This window comes from Legionella cincinnatiensis (genome assembly GCF_900452415.1).
Classification (GTDB): domain Bacteria; phylum Pseudomonadota; class Gammaproteobacteria; order Legionellales; family Legionellaceae; genus Legionella; species Legionella cincinnatiensis.
Window position 1 is genome coordinate 1147237 of record NZ_UGNX01000001.1, and the last position, 16406, is coordinate 1163642.

Genomic DNA, 16406 nt, shown 5'->3' on the forward strand with positions numbered 1-16406 from the left:
GCTTTGATTTATTCTAGGAATAGATTAACAAGGATCTCAACAAAACGCACTTTATTTAGTGCAGTGCTGGGACTAATTCATCAGTTTCAAGAAGGGATTCGTTTTCATTTTTAGGGACACTGGGATTGGGTGAAAGTTTCACGGCTTTATCATTCAGAGTTTCCAATCACTTTTTTTAATCTTCCTGTATTCTTAGGGTAACCCTTACCACTAGACAACAATGAATTTTGAACTAATCCCATAATAAATTTCTATAATAGATACGAGATTGCGCATTGTGTTCTTAGTTTCATCCATAATCAATTACGATCCATTTCGTAATTTGGAATAGAGCAGAATAAGTATGCTACTATTACGTCATTTTTAGGATATTGAGGCAAATAATGTACGATCTAAATCAATCTTTGTTTCTACGTGCTTTAAGACGTCAGCCGGTAGAGAGAACTCCAGTATGGATAATGCGTCAAGCGGGTCGTTATTTACCTGAATATCGGCAGACAAGAGCTCAAGCGGGTGATTTTTTAAGTCTGTGTAAAAATCCAGAACTTGCCTGTGAAGTGACTTTGCAACCTTTACGTCGTTTTTCTTTAGATGCTGCTATTCTATTTTCTGATATTTTGACTATTCCTGATGCTATGGGCTTGGGTTTGTATTTTGCTGAAGGAGAGGGACCGTGTTTTGAGCGTCCTATTCGAGACATCCAAGCAATTACTCATCTTCCAGTCCCTGATTTAGATTCTTTAGCGTATGTGATGAATGCAGTACGTTTAATTCGTAAAGAAATGCCACAAGAGTTGCCTTTGATTGGTTTTGCAGGTAGTCCTTGGACTTTAGCGTGTTATATGGTTGAAGGCAGGAGCAGTCGGGATTTTAAACGTATTTCGCATTTAATCTATACCAACAGCGAAGCAGCACATCAGCTATTACATAAATTAGCACTATCAGTAGCAGATTATCTTTGTGAACAAATTAAGGCGGGGGTTAATGCGGTGATGCTTTTTGATACCTGGGGAGGAATCTTAACCCCAGAAAATTATCAAAATTTCTCTTTGCATTATATGCAGCACATCGTGCAACAAATAAAAAGTCATTTTCCTGATGTCCCGGTGATTTTGTTTACTAAAGGTGGTGGACAGTGGTTGGAAAAAATGCTTATTACCGGTTGTGATGCTTTAGGTGTCGATTGGACTTGTGAGTTGAGCGAAGCACGACGAAGAGTTGGTGATAAAGTAGCGTTACAAGGAAATTTAGAGCCCTCAGTATTGCTCACTTCAAAGCAATGTATCCATGAGCAAGTCAAAAAAGTATTAGCTTCTTTTGGACATGGGAGCGGGCATGTATTTAATCTTGGGCATGGCATTACTCCTGATGTGCCACCAGAACATGTTGCGGCGATGATTGAGGCGGTTCATGAGTACAGTCCTCATTATCATCGTTAAGTAGACTGGAAATGTAAATGCCTGGATGACGCTCTCCCAAATGCTACTCCGCGCGGCATGGTTACAGATCCATCCTCCATCGCGAACCGTTCGGGCTGAGGAGGCGTTTATGCCGTCTCGAAGCTTTGGTCCAGAACTTGAAAATTCGTACTAAGGCTTCGAGACAGCGCTATGCGCTTCCTCAGCCCGAACGGCTCAAAGTAAAACCACGTTCTCTTATACGAAACTCACGTTCAGTTAAGGCCCGTGCCTACTTCCCGTGGCTTGTCCACGGGAGCCAAAGATCGAATAAAGAATCTATTTAGAGCCAGTCCCCATCTCAGCCTGAACGGGCCGAAGTAACCCACGTTGGCTTATACAAACTATGAGTATTAATCAATAGGATTCTAAATTTTGGGTGAGGGGGCTAGAGTTAATTGAATGTGATTTACGGATAAAGAATCTATTTAGAGTCACTCTCCATCTCGACTCGTTCGGGCTGAGGAAGCGCGTAGCGCTGTCTCGAAGCCATAGCACGAATTTTCAAGTTCTGTGTTAAGGCTTCGAGAGGGCATAAATGCCTCCTCAGCCCGAACGGGCCGAAGTAAACCCACCTTGGCTTATACAAAACTCACGTTAATTTAAGTCCACGCATTTAACTTTTTCTAAATTGTCGACTCAATTGAATTGCCATTTCTATTGATTGTTCGTAGTTTAAACGAGGATCAACCAGGCTATGGTATGCTGTTTTCAGATCGTCAGCGGCTAATCCACGAGCCCCGCCAATACATTCGGTAACATTATCACCAGTAAGCTCAAAATGAACACCGCCTAAGTAACTACCCATACTACGATGGATTTCCCACGCTTGTTTTAATTCCAAAAGAATATTATCAAAATGGCGCGTTTTAATACCATCAGAAGTAGTTTCTGTATTGCCATGCATTGGATCACAAGACCATGTTACGGGAATCTTTGTTTTCTGCACTGCATCTATAAGAGGAGGAAGTAGTTTTTCTATATGTCGAGCTCCCAAGCGGGTAAACAACAAAAGTCGTCCTTCTTCTCGTTGCGGATTAGCTCTATCTAACACTTCTTCCAACCATTCTGGAGTAGCTCCTGGACCAATTTTGATGCCAATAGGATTTTCAACACCTCGCAAAAACTCTAAATGAGCACTATCGATTTGTGCAGTGCGCATGCCTATCCAAGGCAAATGAGTGGAAAGGTTATACCATAGACCATCATCCATTTTTCGTGTTAGCGCTTGTTCATAATGCAAATGCAAGGCTTCATGAGAAGTATAAAAATCTACCTTAGATAAATTACTGGATTGTATTCCATCTATAGTATCTAAAAAATCCAAAGCATCACCTATAGATTTTACTATAGTTTGATATTCTTCTTTCTGTTTTGAATGTTCTACAAAACTTAAATCCCATTGTTGGGGATGATTAAGGCTCGCAAATCCACTATCAAGCAAACTACGAATATAATTTAAAGTAACTGCTGAGCAGTTGTAGGCCTGCAATAACAGTTTGGGATTGGGTTCTCTTGCTTCAGGAGTAAATTCAGGGGAATTGACAAGATCGCCACGATAGCTTGGTAAAGTAATACCATTAATCGTTTCGTAATCAGAAGAACGAGGCTTTGCATACTGTCCAGCAATTCGTCCAACGCGGATAATTGGTTTACGCAACCCATGTAATAAAATTAAACTCATTTGCAATATAATTTTTAACTTATTACTGATGATCTCTGCACGACAATCGTTAAATGACTCAGCACAATCACCACCTTGAAGAATAAATGCATCGCCACGCCCAGCACGAGCAATTTCTTTTTTTAAATTTTTAATTTCGCTACTCGTTACTAACGGGGGTAATAAGCTTAACTGCTCCACAACTTTATTTAATTTTTTTTCATCAGCATATGTTGCAGCCTGTAGGTATGAATATTGAAGCCAAGATATAGGCGACCACTTTTGCATAAATAAACCTGGTGATTTTTTTAAGTCTAAGTATGGAATAAATGAACATATACTGCAAGCAAACATTTTTAAGAAGTAAGGGCTTGAAATTTTATAATGCTGACCCCATTTCCATGATTCGCCTTAGTTAAAGTAGGTTCGTTATAAAGACAACGATATTTTGTATACCGCACTGCTTTTATTTAGAATTGGCATCCGTATCAATGCGACGCCCAGTTTTGCTAGGGAAGAGCGTTACGGGATAACGTGAATACATCAAAGATGACTTCTCTGTTTTTGATGTTGAATTACGTTAGTTAGGTCCGTTAAAACCTAACATTAATTTTCGAATACCAGAGAGATACAATGAATATGGAGTTTTATAATCCATTGACATTAATTCTGGTAAATCAGGAGTATTTACATGAGTAAGAAAGAAAAAAAAGATTGGCACAAATTTAAAGAAACACATTTAAATGAAGCACAGCACTCCCAAGATTCAGAAGAAGAGAGTCTTGAGGTAACTTTGGACTCACTTGAACCTCAAGAAGCGTCTTTAGAGCATCCAAATTATGCTGAATTGAGTGAAAAACTCACTCTTACAGAACAGCAAGCTCACGAGAATTGGGAAAAGGCAGTACGTGCTCAAGCTGAATTGGATAATTTTCGCCGTCGGGCGGAACGAGAAATTGCTAATGCCCATCGTTATGGCGTTGAGAAATTGATTTCTTCTTTATTGCCTGTAATTGACAGTTTAGAACAAGCCTTGCAATTGGCTATAAAGGCGGAAGATACATCAATGCGCGAAGGCTTGGAATTAACATTGAAACTTTTTGTTGATGCATTGCAAAAATTCGAAGTGCAACAAATTGATCCTATTGGTACTCCATTTGATCCTCAATTGCATGAGGCGATGTCGATGCAGAGTGCCCCTGATGCTGAACCAAATACAGTATTAGCTGTATTCCAAAAGGGTTACAAATTAAGCGATCGGGTGATTAGACCGGCACGCGTTGTTGTATCGAAAAAATAAATTGTGAGGTTAGTGGGTTGAAATTTGGCATGTGATACCCATATAAGAATTATTGCATAAAAAATTACTAATTGGAGCAAGAAATAGAATGGCAAAGATTATAGGAATAGACTTGGGTACCACCAACTCATGTGTTGCTGTAATGGAAGGTGATAAACCTAAGGTAATTGAAAACAGTGAAGGTCACCGTACTACTCCTTCCATTGTTGCTTTTACAGATGATGGTGAAGTATTGGTTGGACAATCTGCAAAACGTCAAGCAGTGACTAATCCAGATAGCACCTTGTTTGCAATTAAACGATTAATTGGTCGTCGATTTGATGATACGATTGTTCAAAAAGATATCAAAATGGTGCCTTACAAGATTATCAAAGCGGATAATGGTGATGCTTGGGTGCGGGTGAAAAATCAGGATAAAGCACCACCACAAATTTCTGCTGAAGTATTGCGTAAGATGAAAAAGACGGCAGAAGATTATCTCGGTGAAGAAGTAAAAGAAGCAGTGATTACAGTACCTGCTTACTTTAATGATTCACAACGACAAGCAACTAAAGATGCGGGTCGTATCGCTGGCCTTGAAGTAAAACGTATTATTAACGAACCTACTGCTGCGGCTCTTGCTTATGGTATGGACAAAAAACGCGGTGATTCAGTCATTGCAGTATATGACCTTGGCGGTGGTACTTTTGATATTTCTATCATTGAAATTGCTGAAGTTGATGGGGAACACCAATTTGAAGTATTAGCTACTAATGGTGATACTTTCTTAGGAGGTGAGGATTTTGATTTGGCATTGATTGATTACCTTGCTTCTGAATTCAAAAAAGATTCAGGTATTGATTTACATAATGACCCATTAGCATTGCAACGACTCAAAGATGCTGCTGAAAAAGCTAAAATTGAACTTTCTTCGGCACAACAAACAGATGTGAATTTGCCTTATATTACAGCAGATGCTTCTGGACCTAAACATTTAAACATCAAGTTGACTCGCGCTAAATTGGAATCTTTAGTTGAGAAATTGGTTGAGCGTACAATAGAGCCTTGCAAAACAGCACTAAAAGATGCAGGTTTAACTGTATCACAAATTAATGAAGTCATTTTAGTTGGTGGTCAAACACGTATGCCTTTAGTGCAAAAAACAGTAGAGGAGTTTTTTGGCAAAGAACCACGCAAAGATGTGAATCCTGATGAAGCAGTTGCTGTAGGTGCTGCGATTCAAGCTGCAGTATTATCTGGAGAAGTGAAAGATATTCTATTGCTTGACGTTACTCCTTTATCTTTAGGTATTGAAACAATGGGTGGTGTGATGACGAAACTCATTGAAAAAAATACGACTATTCCCACCAAAACAGCACAAGTATTCTCTACTGCAGATGACAATCAGACAGCAGTTACTGTGCACGTGTTGCAAGGGGAAAGGGAGCAAGCATCAGCGAATAAATCCTTGGGACGATTTGATTTAAGTGATATTCCTTCTGCGCCACGTGGGGTTCCACAAATCGAAGTTACTTTTGATATCGATGCGAATGGTATTCTTAATGTTTCTGCGAAAGATAAAGCTACAGGTAAGGCTCAATCAATTGTTATTAAGGCATCCAGTGGTTTGAGTGATGAAGAAGTCGAAGCTATGGTTAAGGATGCTAAATCACATGCAGAAGAAGATAAGAAGTTTAAGGAAATGGCGGATCTTCGAAACCAGGCAGATAGCTTAATTCACAGTTGTGAAAAATCGATGAAAGATCTAGCAACTGAGCTTACCGATGATGAGAAAAAAGGTATAGAAACTGCTATTGCTGAATTAAAAGAAGCAATTCAAGGCAGTGATAAAGCACAAATTGAAGACAAATTGAAAGTACTAAGTGATGCATCTGCAAAAATGGCTGAGCGAGTTTATGCTAAAAAAGCATCTGAAGGACAGGCAGGGCAGGGACAAGCACATCAGGAGCAAGCACAAACACAAGCACATGAATCAGCCAAGGCGGATGAAAGTGTTGTTGATGCTGAGTTTGAGGAAGTAAAAGACGATAAGAAGTAATTTGGTTCTATCGTAATATGATAGCCTGGGTATTCTAGCCTAGGTGAAGCAAAGCGTAACTTGAGAAATGAATGCTCATTTCTTGGGTTACGTTATTGTTGTGGTCATTATGTTTAAGAGCAATAATTTTTCTGTGCAGACAGAGGTCCACTGCTATTGGCTTAAGAGGCACACTCTCAGCCGACGTCCCGTGGCTTGTCCGCGGGACGTCGGAATAAAGATAGATTCTTTAAGTCAATGGTAGTGAGATGGAGGCCCCATTTTCTATGGTACATTGTGCTAACATTTATAAATGGGTTCCCGTTTTTTGTGTGGGAATGACTTTGACATAATGATAGAGACTTTATTGTTTCATGCTGTTAGAAAATCTAGACTATGAAGCCTATTAATTTTAAAATTTTGTGAGTGGTTATGGAAAAGCGGGATTATTATGAACTTTTAGAAGTAAGTCGAACTGCCAGTGATGCTGAAATTAAAAAAGCATATCGCAAGTTGGCAATGAAGTATCACCCAGATCGTAATCCTGGCGATTCTGAAGCAGAAGAAAAATTTAAAGAAATCCAGAGTGCTTACAACATCTTATCCGATTCACAAAAACGGGCTGCTTATGACCAATTCGGTCATGCGGGTGTTGATCCTTCTATGCGCGGTGGTCCTAGTGGATTTGGTGGTTTTGGTGACGTCTTTGAAGATATTTTTGAAAATATTTTTTCAGGTGGGCGCGCTTCTAGTCGACAATCACGTGGTCAACGTGGGGCTGATTTGCAATTTAATGTGCAATTAACTCTTGAGGAAGCTGCTTTAGGTAAAGAGGTACAAATTACTGTTCCGAGACATGGTACTTGTACTGTGTGTCATGGCTCTGGAGCAAAAGCAGGAACTCAGCCAAAGACATGCGAAACATGTAATGGAATAGGACAAGTAAGAATCCAGCAAGGTTTTTTTTCCATTCAACAAACTTGTCCTCATTGCCATGGAGAAGGAAAAATTATTTCTGACCCATGTTCAAGTTGCCATGGTCAAGGTCGGGTACGTGAAAGTAAAAAACTTACAGTCAAAATTCCGCCAGGTGTTGATAATGGTGATAGAGTACGCTTAAGTGGTGAAGGTGAGGCTGGAATGCATGGAGGTGGTCCAGGCGATCTTTATGTGCAGGTCAGTATAAAAAAACATGCCATATTTGAGCGATATGAAAATGATTTACATTGTGAAGTACCCATAAGTTTTATCACTGCAGCTTTGGGGGGCTCTATAGAAGTTCCTACTCTTGAAGGACGAGTCACGCTAAAGATTCCTGAAGAAACTCAAACAAGTAAAGTATTTCGTTTAAGGGGTAAAGGAATGAAATCCGTGCGTGGGCATGGTCAAGGCGATTTACTATGTAAAGTAGTTGTAGAAACCCCTGTTAATTTATCACGTGAGCAAAAAGAATTGTTAACAAAATTCCATGAATCACTTGAAAATGCTAAAGGAAATCATTCTCCACGCTCTAATTCTTGGTTTGCTGGTGTGAAAAAGTTCTTTGAAGACATGAAATTTTAAAATAAGTAAGTTACAATTGCTGGCATTTATCTTTATGTGCATTTTTTGAGCTTGGGTGATTAGCATCGTTTAGATGATGTGATGTTTCACTCAGGCTGAAATTAAAAATCATTATAAACAACTTAGAGTAGATCCATGATGAACCAACCAGCAATTTTAGCATTAGCCGACGGCACTATTTATCAAGGTATTTCAATAGGAGCGTTAGGTGATTGTGTTGGCGAGTTGGTTTTTAATACGTCGCTAACTGGTTATCAAGAAATGCTTACTGATCCTTCGTATGCACGACAAATCATTACTTTAACTACGGCACATGTCGGAAATACAGGATGCAATCATGAAGATATGGAATCTAATAAAGTTTGGGCTTCAGGCTTAGTCATTCGTAATGCTGCCATCACTCACAGCAATTATCGTGCGGAACAATCCCTACAAGAATGGCTCAAAAAAAATGGAGTGGTTGCAATTGCAGATATTGACACTCGTGATTTGACTTTGCGTTTGCGTGAAAAAGGTGCATTAGGAGCTTGTATAAGTACTGATGTTGGAAATCCTGAATCGGTTTTAGCAAAAGCAAAATCCTTTTCTGGTTTACAAGGTGTGGACTTGGCATTGGAAGTTTCCAGAAAAACAATAGAACGTTGGCATGTTGGTTTGGGAGAATGGGGAAAAAATTCTCAACCACAACAATTTCATGTAGTTGCTTATGATTTTGGTGTCAAGCACAATATCTTACGTATTTTATATGACAAGGGCTGTCATTTAACTTTAGTGCCTGCTAGAACCTCAGCAGCTGAAGTTTTGGCAATGAACCCTAATGGAATATTCTTATCCAATGGTCCTGGGGATCCACAAGCTTGTGATTATGCTATTCGTGCAACTCAGGAATTTTTGGCACATAACATACCTGTATTTGGTATTTGTTTGGGTTTTCAAATTTTAGCTTTAGCATGTGGTGGTGTGACTAAAAAAATGAAATTTGGCCATCACGGGGCGAACCATCCTGTTATTGAAACTGAAGGTAAAAAGCGTGTTTTTATAACCAGCCAAAATCATGGTTTTGCAGTGGATGAAGAGAGTTTGCCGGATTGTCTTGCTATTACGCATCGTTCTTTATTTGATAATACCTTACAAGGTATTAAGCATAAAGAGAAGCCTGCTTTAGGTTTCCAAGGGCATCCAGAAGCTAGTCCTGGCCCGCATGATATAGAAATAATATTTAATGAGTTTATACAGTTGATGAAATAAAAGTGGTTGTCCATTTTTTTTGCCAAGATTCTGAAGATAATTTGTGGAATGTGGGTAGGGATCTGGAAGACTACGGCTTGATATACAAATACATATTTAAAGAGGATTAACAATGAATGAAAGTCATGTCTTTACTTCAGAATCTGTTTCCGAAGGACATCCGGACAAGATAGCTGATCAAATTTCTGATGCAATTTTAGATGCTATTTTAATGCAAGATCCAACTGCACGGGTGGCATGCGAGGTTTTTGTTAAAACAGGTATGGTATTGGTTGGTGGTGAAATTACTACCAAAGCATGGGTAGATGTAGAGGCAGTTACACGGCAGGTCGTTAAAGATATAGGTTATAACAGCTCACAAATGGGGTTTGACTGGGAATCATGTGCGGTACTGTCTGCAATAGGGAAACAATCTCCAGACATTGCCCAAGGGGTAGATAATCAAGAAACTAAAATTCTTGGTGCCGGGGATCAAGGTTTAATGTTTGGTTATGCGAGTCGTGAGACAGACGTTTATATGCCAGCCCCTATTGCTTATGCGCATCGATTGATGGAAAAACAATCTTATTTACGTAAATCAGGTGCTTTACCTTGGTTGCGGCCAGATGCTAAGTGTCAATTAACTTTAAAATACGAGCACGGAATACCTGTTGAAGTGGATACAGTAGTTTTCTCAACCCAACATGCAGCTGAAATTAGTCATAATGATTTAATTGAAGCAGTACGTGAAGAAGTGATTAAAACGACATTACCTGCCGAGTGGCTGACCCGAAAAACTCGTTATTTCATCAATCCAACAGGCCGTTTTGTTATTGGTGGTCCTTTAGGGGATTGTGGATTAACTGGGCGTAAAATTATTGTGGATACTTATGGTGGGATGGCCAGACATGGGGGGGGATGTTTCTCCGGTAAAGATCCTTCAAAAGTTGATCGTTCAGCTGCTTATGCAGCACGACATGTTGCTAAGAATATAGTAGCTGCAGGCTTAGCCGATAAGTGTGAATTACAAGTTTCTTACGCTATTGGCGTTGCTGAACCAACATCAATTTTTGTGGAAACCTTTGGTACAGGACGATTAAAAGACAGTGAAATCATTGAGTTAATTCATACTCATTTTGATTTAACACCACAAGGTATTATTGAATACCATAATTTACTTCGTCCAATCTATAGACAAACAGCAACTTATGGTCATTATGGGCGTGAAACTTTTCCTTGGGAACGTTTAGATAAAGTGGCTGAATTACGTAAAGCATTATGAGGATACTGGGATGGAGTTAGTCGATAAAGTAGGAGCAAGAGACAATATGATTCATGATTATAAAGTTGCAGATATGGCGCTGGCGTCTTGGGGACGCAAAGAAATTGCTATAGCAGAGACGGAAATGCCAGGTTTGATGGCTTTGCGCGAAGAGTTTGGTTCAACAAAACCCTTAAAAGGTGCTCGTATTGCAGGTTGTTTGCACATGACCATTCAAACAGCAGTACTTATTGAAACTTTGATTGCTTTGGGGGCTGAAGTTCGTTGGTCTTCCTGTAATATATTCTCTACTCAAGACCATGCTGCAGCTGCTATTGCAGCTCAAGGTATTCCTGTATTTGCTTGGAAAGGTGAAACAGAGGAGGAGTATTGGTGGTGTGTGGAACAAACACTGAATGGACCCAACAATTGGGCACCGAATTTATTGTTAGATGATGGGGGTGATTTAACACAAATCATTCATCAAAAATATCCTCAATTATTACCTGACATTAAAGGAGTTTCGGAAGAAACGACTACGGGTGTTGCTCGCTTGTATGAAATGGCGAAACAGGGTGAGTTAAGTATTCCTGCAATTAATGTGAATGATTCGGTAACTAAATCTAAGTTTGATAATCTATACGGTTGCCGTGAATCTTTATTGGACGGCTTAAAACGAGCTACTGACGTGATGGTTGCAGGAAAAGTTGCGCTTATTTTAGGTTATGGAGATGTAGGTAAAGGCTGTGCTCAAGCTTTACGAGGTCAAGGTGCTATTGTTTTAATTGCTGAAATTGATCCTATTTGTGCTCTTCAAGCGGCTATGGAAGGGTACCGTGTTGTTACTTTAGATGAGGTTGCAGAGCAAGTAGATATTGTGGTTACTGCTACAGGTAATTATCACGTAGTCACGCATGATCATATGAAAAGAATGCGGAATCAAGCCATTTTATGTAATATTGGTCATTTTGACTCCGAAATCGATGTACAAAGCTTGAAGAAATATCAATGGGAAAATATTAAGCCCCAAGTGGATCATATTATTTTTCCTGATGGTAAACGCATTATACTTTTAGCTGAAGGACGGTTGGTGAATTTAGGTTGTGCAACAGGGCATCCTAGTTTTGTAATGTCCGCCTCTTTTTCCAATCAGGTTTTAGCTCAAATTGAATTATTCAAAAATGCTACTCAGTATGAAAAGCAAGTTTATGTTCTTCCTAAACTATTGGATGAAAAAGTAGCGCGCTTGCATTTAGAGCGAATTGGGGTGAAGTTAACTCAATTAACAAAAGAGCAAGCAGAGTATCTAGGAGTTGCGATTAACGGCCCTTATAAGCCAGAACATTATCGTTATTAATTAAGGTAAGTGTTTCTGCCCCGCTGCCATTAAATTAACATGAGTTATGGATAAGGATATAATTATAACGAGTCTCTATCACGAGCCGTTCGGGCTGAGGAGGCGTTTACGCCTCCTCAGCCCGAACGGGTCGAAGTAATAACCCGATCTTCTTATCCATAATTGACGTTAATTTAAGCCCCTCAAGCAACGTCCCGCGGCTTGCTAGCGGGATCCAATGTTGGAGAGTTGTTTCTGGATCCCGCGAATAAGTCCTGAGAGTTCTCCAGAAAATTTAAACTAAAAAATATTTTTTTATAATCTATTCTACACTGAGATCGTTCGGGCTGAGGAAGCGCATAGCGCTGTCACTAAGCTTCTAGCACAAATTTCAAGTTCTGTGCTAAGGCTTCGAGACGGCATAAATGCCTCCTCAGCCCAAACGGGTCCTGAGAGATAGCCACAAAAAATAAAGTTAATTTATTGATTTAAGTTTCTAATCAATATTAATTATTTTTAATAATTTATTTTTATCAATAAGTTGTATTTATTTTTGTGCTTTCTTTGCCGTATAGAGTAATAGCATTTTGGGATAATTTTGATCTTGTTTTGCGATTTATCTTATTGCATACTGGTTTGCCTATGCATTTTTATAAGGAGATTTTGCATGTTGAAATTAGGGATATTGGGCTTAAGTCTTTTGTCTGTAGCTCAGAGTGTTTTTGCAACTCCCACACCACCAGAGACCGTTCGTATTATTATCAAATACAAAGAACAAATAACGAGTATTTCTTCTTTAAAATCACAGATAAAACAAATTACCCAATTATCGGTAGCGCAATTAAATCCTATGGCGAATGGTGCCTATTTATTAATTTTAGATGCTGCAAATAGTTCTCTATCTAAAGAAACAGATGATGAGGATATGATTTCCTTAGCTTTGGAGCGGCTGCGTAAAAATCCACAAGTTTTATATGCAGTAAAAGATCGAATCAGTTACTTCAAACCTGTCCCCGATCCTGAAATTTTGGATGCTGGTAATTTATTATCCCATGAAATTCAATGGGATGAATTTTCGCGTCCTGCTGGAATTATGCTCGAATCCAAACCTGGTTCTCGAGATGGTGCTTGGCTTTATACGACTGGCTTGGCTAAAGAACCTGTAGTAGTTGCCGTATTGGATACGGGGATTGCCTTAAATGAAAGTTTAACGAATAACCTTGTGAAAGATGATGCCGGTAACATATGGGGTTGGAATTTTGCAGGAAATAATAATAATTTAATGGATGAGACCAAATCTTATCATGGTACTCATGTAGCTGGAACAATAGCAGGTTATGGTCATGTTATGAGTGGCATGGGTGAAGATTTAAAAATTCTTCCGCTAAAAATCCCTGCTAGTAATGGAATGTTTTATGAAAGCTCCGTCATCAATGCTATTTATTGGGCTGTAGGTGGCGATGTTCCTGGAGTTCCAAAAAATATTCATCCGGCAAAAATATTAAATATGAGTTTTGGTGTGGATAAAGGACCGAATGAAGAGATTGATTATTGCGATCAGGCATTACAAGAAGCGGTCTTTTTCGCACGTGAGAATGGTGCGGTTCTTGCTGTGGCGGCTGGAAATGATAATGTATGGGAGCATTTTAATGCCCCAGCAATTTGTAATGGAACTATTAAAGTCGCCTCTACTGGACCCGAAGGACTCCGATCTTATTTTTCTAACTACGGTCCTAGTGTGACTTTAGCGGCTCCAGGAGGTGACAAACGTTATGGACTTTGGGGTGGTATATTATCCACAGTGAATCCAGGAGGCGGCTATGGAGGATCTGGATTTGATTTTTATCAAGGAACCAGTATGGCAACCCCTCATGTTGCAGGTGTTGCGGGATTAATTCTTGCTGCAAGTAATAAAACACTTAGCGCTGAGCAAATTGAGCAGTTACTTTATGTGACAACACATGATTTTGGAGTAAGTTCTGACTCAAATAAATCTTGTGTTGGAAAAAAACCTTGCGGCCATGGAATCTTGGATGCTGAAAATGCCGTTAAGGCTGCAGCAGCAGGTTATGATTTACTCTTTTCATCCCCCAAAACCGAAAGTTTAGCGATGCAGAATTGTGGAAAAAATTCATTAACGCCAGGTAAGTCGCGTGTTGTTATGGATGGTGTGACGTGGGTACTAAATAAGGCTGCTTGTGAAACCCTAGATAGTTTTCAAAAACCTCATATAGAGCAAACTAAAAATGGCTCTATTATTGCTTACTATGGTTCGGTAAGTTATCGCCTTGATCAAGGTATTTACAAAGAATGTCATGTTATTGGTTATGATGGAGTAGGGTGTTATCTATAATTATAATTCACCTCTCCTGAAAGCCACTGCTGTTACTTAAGGAACTTGTAGTCGTCCTCGCGAAAGCGGGGACCCATGTTGATAGAGCTCAATGCTTCTGTAAAAATGGATTTCCGCTTTCGCGAAAATGACGAAACCCTTAAGTCAATGGCAATGCTTCTGAGCGCTTATGTTCCCAAGATTTATAACTTGGGAGTAAGATTGTAGCGAATATAGGAGGGATAGCAGAAACTTAGTCCTCAGTAAATATTAAAAAAATGGACGTAAGCGTTTTGCCGTCGCGCGTTGTTCTAATTGTTCTGAAGACATTTTGGGAGCTGGGTATAAAGTATATTGAGGACGTGGTTTATATATTGAAGGCATGATTTGAAGTACTTCTTCGGCTTGTCTTAAAAGCAGATCAACTTTGTTATTTATTGGTTGATTCAAATTAATTTTTTCATAGATTTCCTTTGCTTCACCTATGCCATTTAATATTGCTTGATAAAATTGAGAAATAGGGCCTCTAAGGGCGGCTATATGATCAAAAATTGGTCCAATAGATTGGTGCTCTAAAAGCAGTGTCACGTTATTTTGAAGTTTTTGAATTAAGCTTATAAAATGATTGTTTAGTGAAATAAGTTTCTGCATTCCTTTAATAATTGAGTTTTGTTTTACAGGTTTATTTAATTTTAGTCCAAATTGGGCGTGCTCTTTTTGATAATGGTTCGTAATTTTTAATAAAGCACTTACAAGTAGAGAGAGTGCATGAAGCATTTGTTTTAAATCATCATTGCCTAAAGCATACGCTAATCGATCAAAATTCATTTTAGCTGAGTGTTGTGGTTGCACTCCTAAGAGATAAAGAAGATTTTGATCCAGTTGAAAAAGTATTGCCAGTGCATCTTGGCAACTGAATCGATATTGGAGTACTAATTGAATGGAATACACGGTATCTTCCATAAAAGATACTTCTGCTGGTTTTGAATCATCACCGAGTTCATCTAGAATTTCTTTGGAAGACTCAATGTTTTTTCTAGCCTCATCTACTAGGCTTTGTAATTGTTCTATCTTGATATCATTCATAGTACTTCTTAGAAATTTTAATCGCAAAAGCTATTCATTATATTATAAAACATAGGCATGAGTTTCGACAAAAAATCTTTTAATCATTAAAATGTCAATCTGAAGCATAAAAGCAATAAATAACTTCATAAATATCCGTGAGTTCTCTTTTTTAGATCTATAATTTCAAGCATAGTGCAGTGGTTTTCATTTTATAACATTAAAGAAAAAACACAGGGAAGGACTTAAAAAGAGTTACTTGAATAATGCGAGTTGGATAATTAATCTCCTTTGAGATACAAGTGCCTTTTCGCTCAAGAAAAAAAGATTAACTTTAAAACCAGGAGAAAAAATGTTTATTAAACCTTTAATTGTTGTACTTGGTATAGGCTTGTATTTTAGTCCTATTTTGGCGGTTGCAGATGAAACGAAAACGTGTAATGCAACTCAGCAAGGAAATTGTGAGCGTTTTTGTCAAGGGCACCAGGGAGCTAAATCGTGCATCATCGATATCACGCAAAGAAGCGGTACTTGTACTTGTGTGGATGGAACGTCACACACTAAATAATAAATTAAGAACACTAAACGAGAATAGAGAAAACTATTCTCGTATTCTATGTGTTGTTGACATGTCCCGCATTTAATACCGTTTAACAAATCATAATCGAGCGATGTTTAAATCACAACATGATTCAGTTATTTCATTTAAATGCGATACCCCTGTCGTGAGGCAACGAGTTATCAAGTAAAGAGGATTAAAGGCCAGGGAAACAACCGCTGCACAAGTGGCAATAATACCCATAGTTGCATCCACTACGGTATTTGCCAGAGATTGTTTAAATGCAGAACTTATATGGGAACTGAGTTCTGAATCAAAGGTAAAAACTGCTAATAGCAAAGCAGGAACAACTAATAATAAAGTGGCGATTAAATGAATCAAACTTTTTAAGAAAAATAACGTTGCATTGATACCTAACCAAAGAGGGCTATAAATGGGACATGCCAGCAAACTGGTAAATTTATCTAAAGTATTAATTGGTTTGAAATAGGACTGTTGAGGAATAGGAATCAATTGCGAATATTTATTTCTTAATGACTTATATTGATTCCAACTGTAGCTGATATTTGAAAAAAAACTATCGTGATAAGGCATAATACATCTCTTTTTATTTTTATCTAATTTAC

Annotated in this window: 12 protein-coding genes; 9 read left to right on the top strand and 3 right to left on the bottom strand. The window is 38.6% G+C overall.

Annotated features, from left to right (window positions below; all coding sequences use genetic code 11):
- The first annotated feature begins 383 nt into the window (after positions 1 to 383).
- Positions 384 to 1439, top strand: coding sequence for a uroporphyrinogen decarboxylase (gene hemE, locus DYH34_RS05130; RefSeq protein ID WP_058465445.1), 1056 nt, complete (start codon positions 384 to 386; stop codon positions 1437 to 1439).
- A 634-nt stretch (positions 1440 to 2073) separates the two neighbouring features.
- On the opposite strand, the gene DYH34_RS05135 is transcribed toward hemE, so the two are convergent.
- Positions 2074 to 3408: a 3-deoxy-7-phosphoheptulonate synthase class II gene (locus tag DYH34_RS05135; RefSeq protein ID WP_058465444.1), complete on the bottom strand. Its 1335-nt coding sequence runs from the start codon at positions 3406 to 3408 to the stop codon at positions 2074 to 2076.
- A gap of 403 nt (positions 3409 to 3811) precedes the next feature.
- On the opposite strand from DYH34_RS05135, the gene grpE reads away from it, so the two are divergent.
- The 7 genes from grpE (at position 3812) to DYH34_RS05170 (ending at position 14177) form a co-directional block, all read left to right on the top strand.
- Positions 3812 to 4420, top strand: a complete 609-nt coding sequence (gene grpE / locus DYH34_RS05140) for a nucleotide exchange factor GrpE (RefSeq protein WP_058465443.1) — start codon at positions 3812 to 3814, stop codon at positions 4418 to 4420.
- A gap of 88 nt (positions 4421 to 4508) precedes the next feature.
- Positions 4509 to 6458 (top strand): molecular chaperone DnaK, encoded by a 1950-nt coding sequence (gene dnaK, locus DYH34_RS05145; protein WP_058465442.1) that lies wholly within the window; start codon positions 4509 to 4511, stop codon positions 6456 to 6458.
- Between the two features lie 411 nt (positions 6459 to 6869).
- Complete coding sequence (gene dnaJ / locus DYH34_RS05150; RefSeq protein ID WP_058465441.1) at positions 6870 to 8000, top strand: molecular chaperone DnaJ; 1131 nt, start codon at positions 6870 to 6872, stop codon at positions 7998 to 8000.
- A gap of 135 nt (positions 8001 to 8135) precedes the next feature.
- A complete protein-coding gene (gene carA / locus DYH34_RS05155) occupies positions 8136 to 9248 on the top strand; it encodes a glutamine-hydrolyzing carbamoyl-phosphate synthase small subunit (protein WP_058465440.1) in 1113 nt (370 codons plus the stop codon).
- 112 nt (positions 9249 to 9360) lie between these two features.
- Entirely contained in the window at positions 9361 to 10509 is a 1149-nt protein-coding gene (gene metK, locus DYH34_RS05160; protein WP_058465439.1) for a methionine adenosyltransferase, read from the top strand.
- A 10-nt stretch (positions 10510 to 10519) separates the two neighbouring features.
- On the top strand, positions 10520 to 11845 hold the full coding sequence (gene ahcY / locus DYH34_RS05165) for an adenosylhomocysteinase (protein ID WP_058465438.1): 1326 nt from the start codon (positions 10520 to 10522) through the stop codon (positions 11843 to 11845).
- 646 nt (positions 11846 to 12491) lie between these two features.
- Positions 12492 to 14177, top strand: coding sequence for a S8 family serine peptidase (locus DYH34_RS05170; RefSeq protein WP_058465437.1), 1686 nt, complete (start codon positions 12492 to 12494; stop codon positions 14175 to 14177).
- A 249-nt stretch (positions 14178 to 14426) separates the two neighbouring features.
- On the opposite strand, the gene DYH34_RS05175 is transcribed toward DYH34_RS05170, so the two are convergent.
- The gene (locus DYH34_RS05175) at positions 14427 to 15242 is read right to left on the bottom strand and encodes a hypothetical protein (protein ID WP_058465436.1); all 816 of its coding nucleotides are present in this window, start codon (positions 15240 to 15242) and stop codon (positions 14427 to 14429) included.
- Positions 15243 to 15573: 331 nt separating this feature from the next.
- On the opposite strand from DYH34_RS05175, the gene DYH34_RS05180 reads away from it, so the two are divergent.
- Positions 15574 to 15789, top strand: coding sequence for a hypothetical protein (locus DYH34_RS05180; protein WP_058465435.1), 216 nt, complete (start codon positions 15574 to 15576; stop codon positions 15787 to 15789).
- A 90-nt stretch (positions 15790 to 15879) separates the two neighbouring features.
- On the opposite strand, the gene DYH34_RS05185 is transcribed toward DYH34_RS05180, so the two are convergent.
- Positions 15880 to 16374 carry a hypothetical protein gene (locus DYH34_RS05185; protein ID WP_058465434.1) on the bottom strand — a complete coding sequence of 165 codons (495 nt, stop codon included), beginning with the start codon at positions 16372 to 16374 and terminating at the stop codon, positions 15880 to 15882.
- Positions 16375 to 16406: the final 32 nt, after the last annotated feature.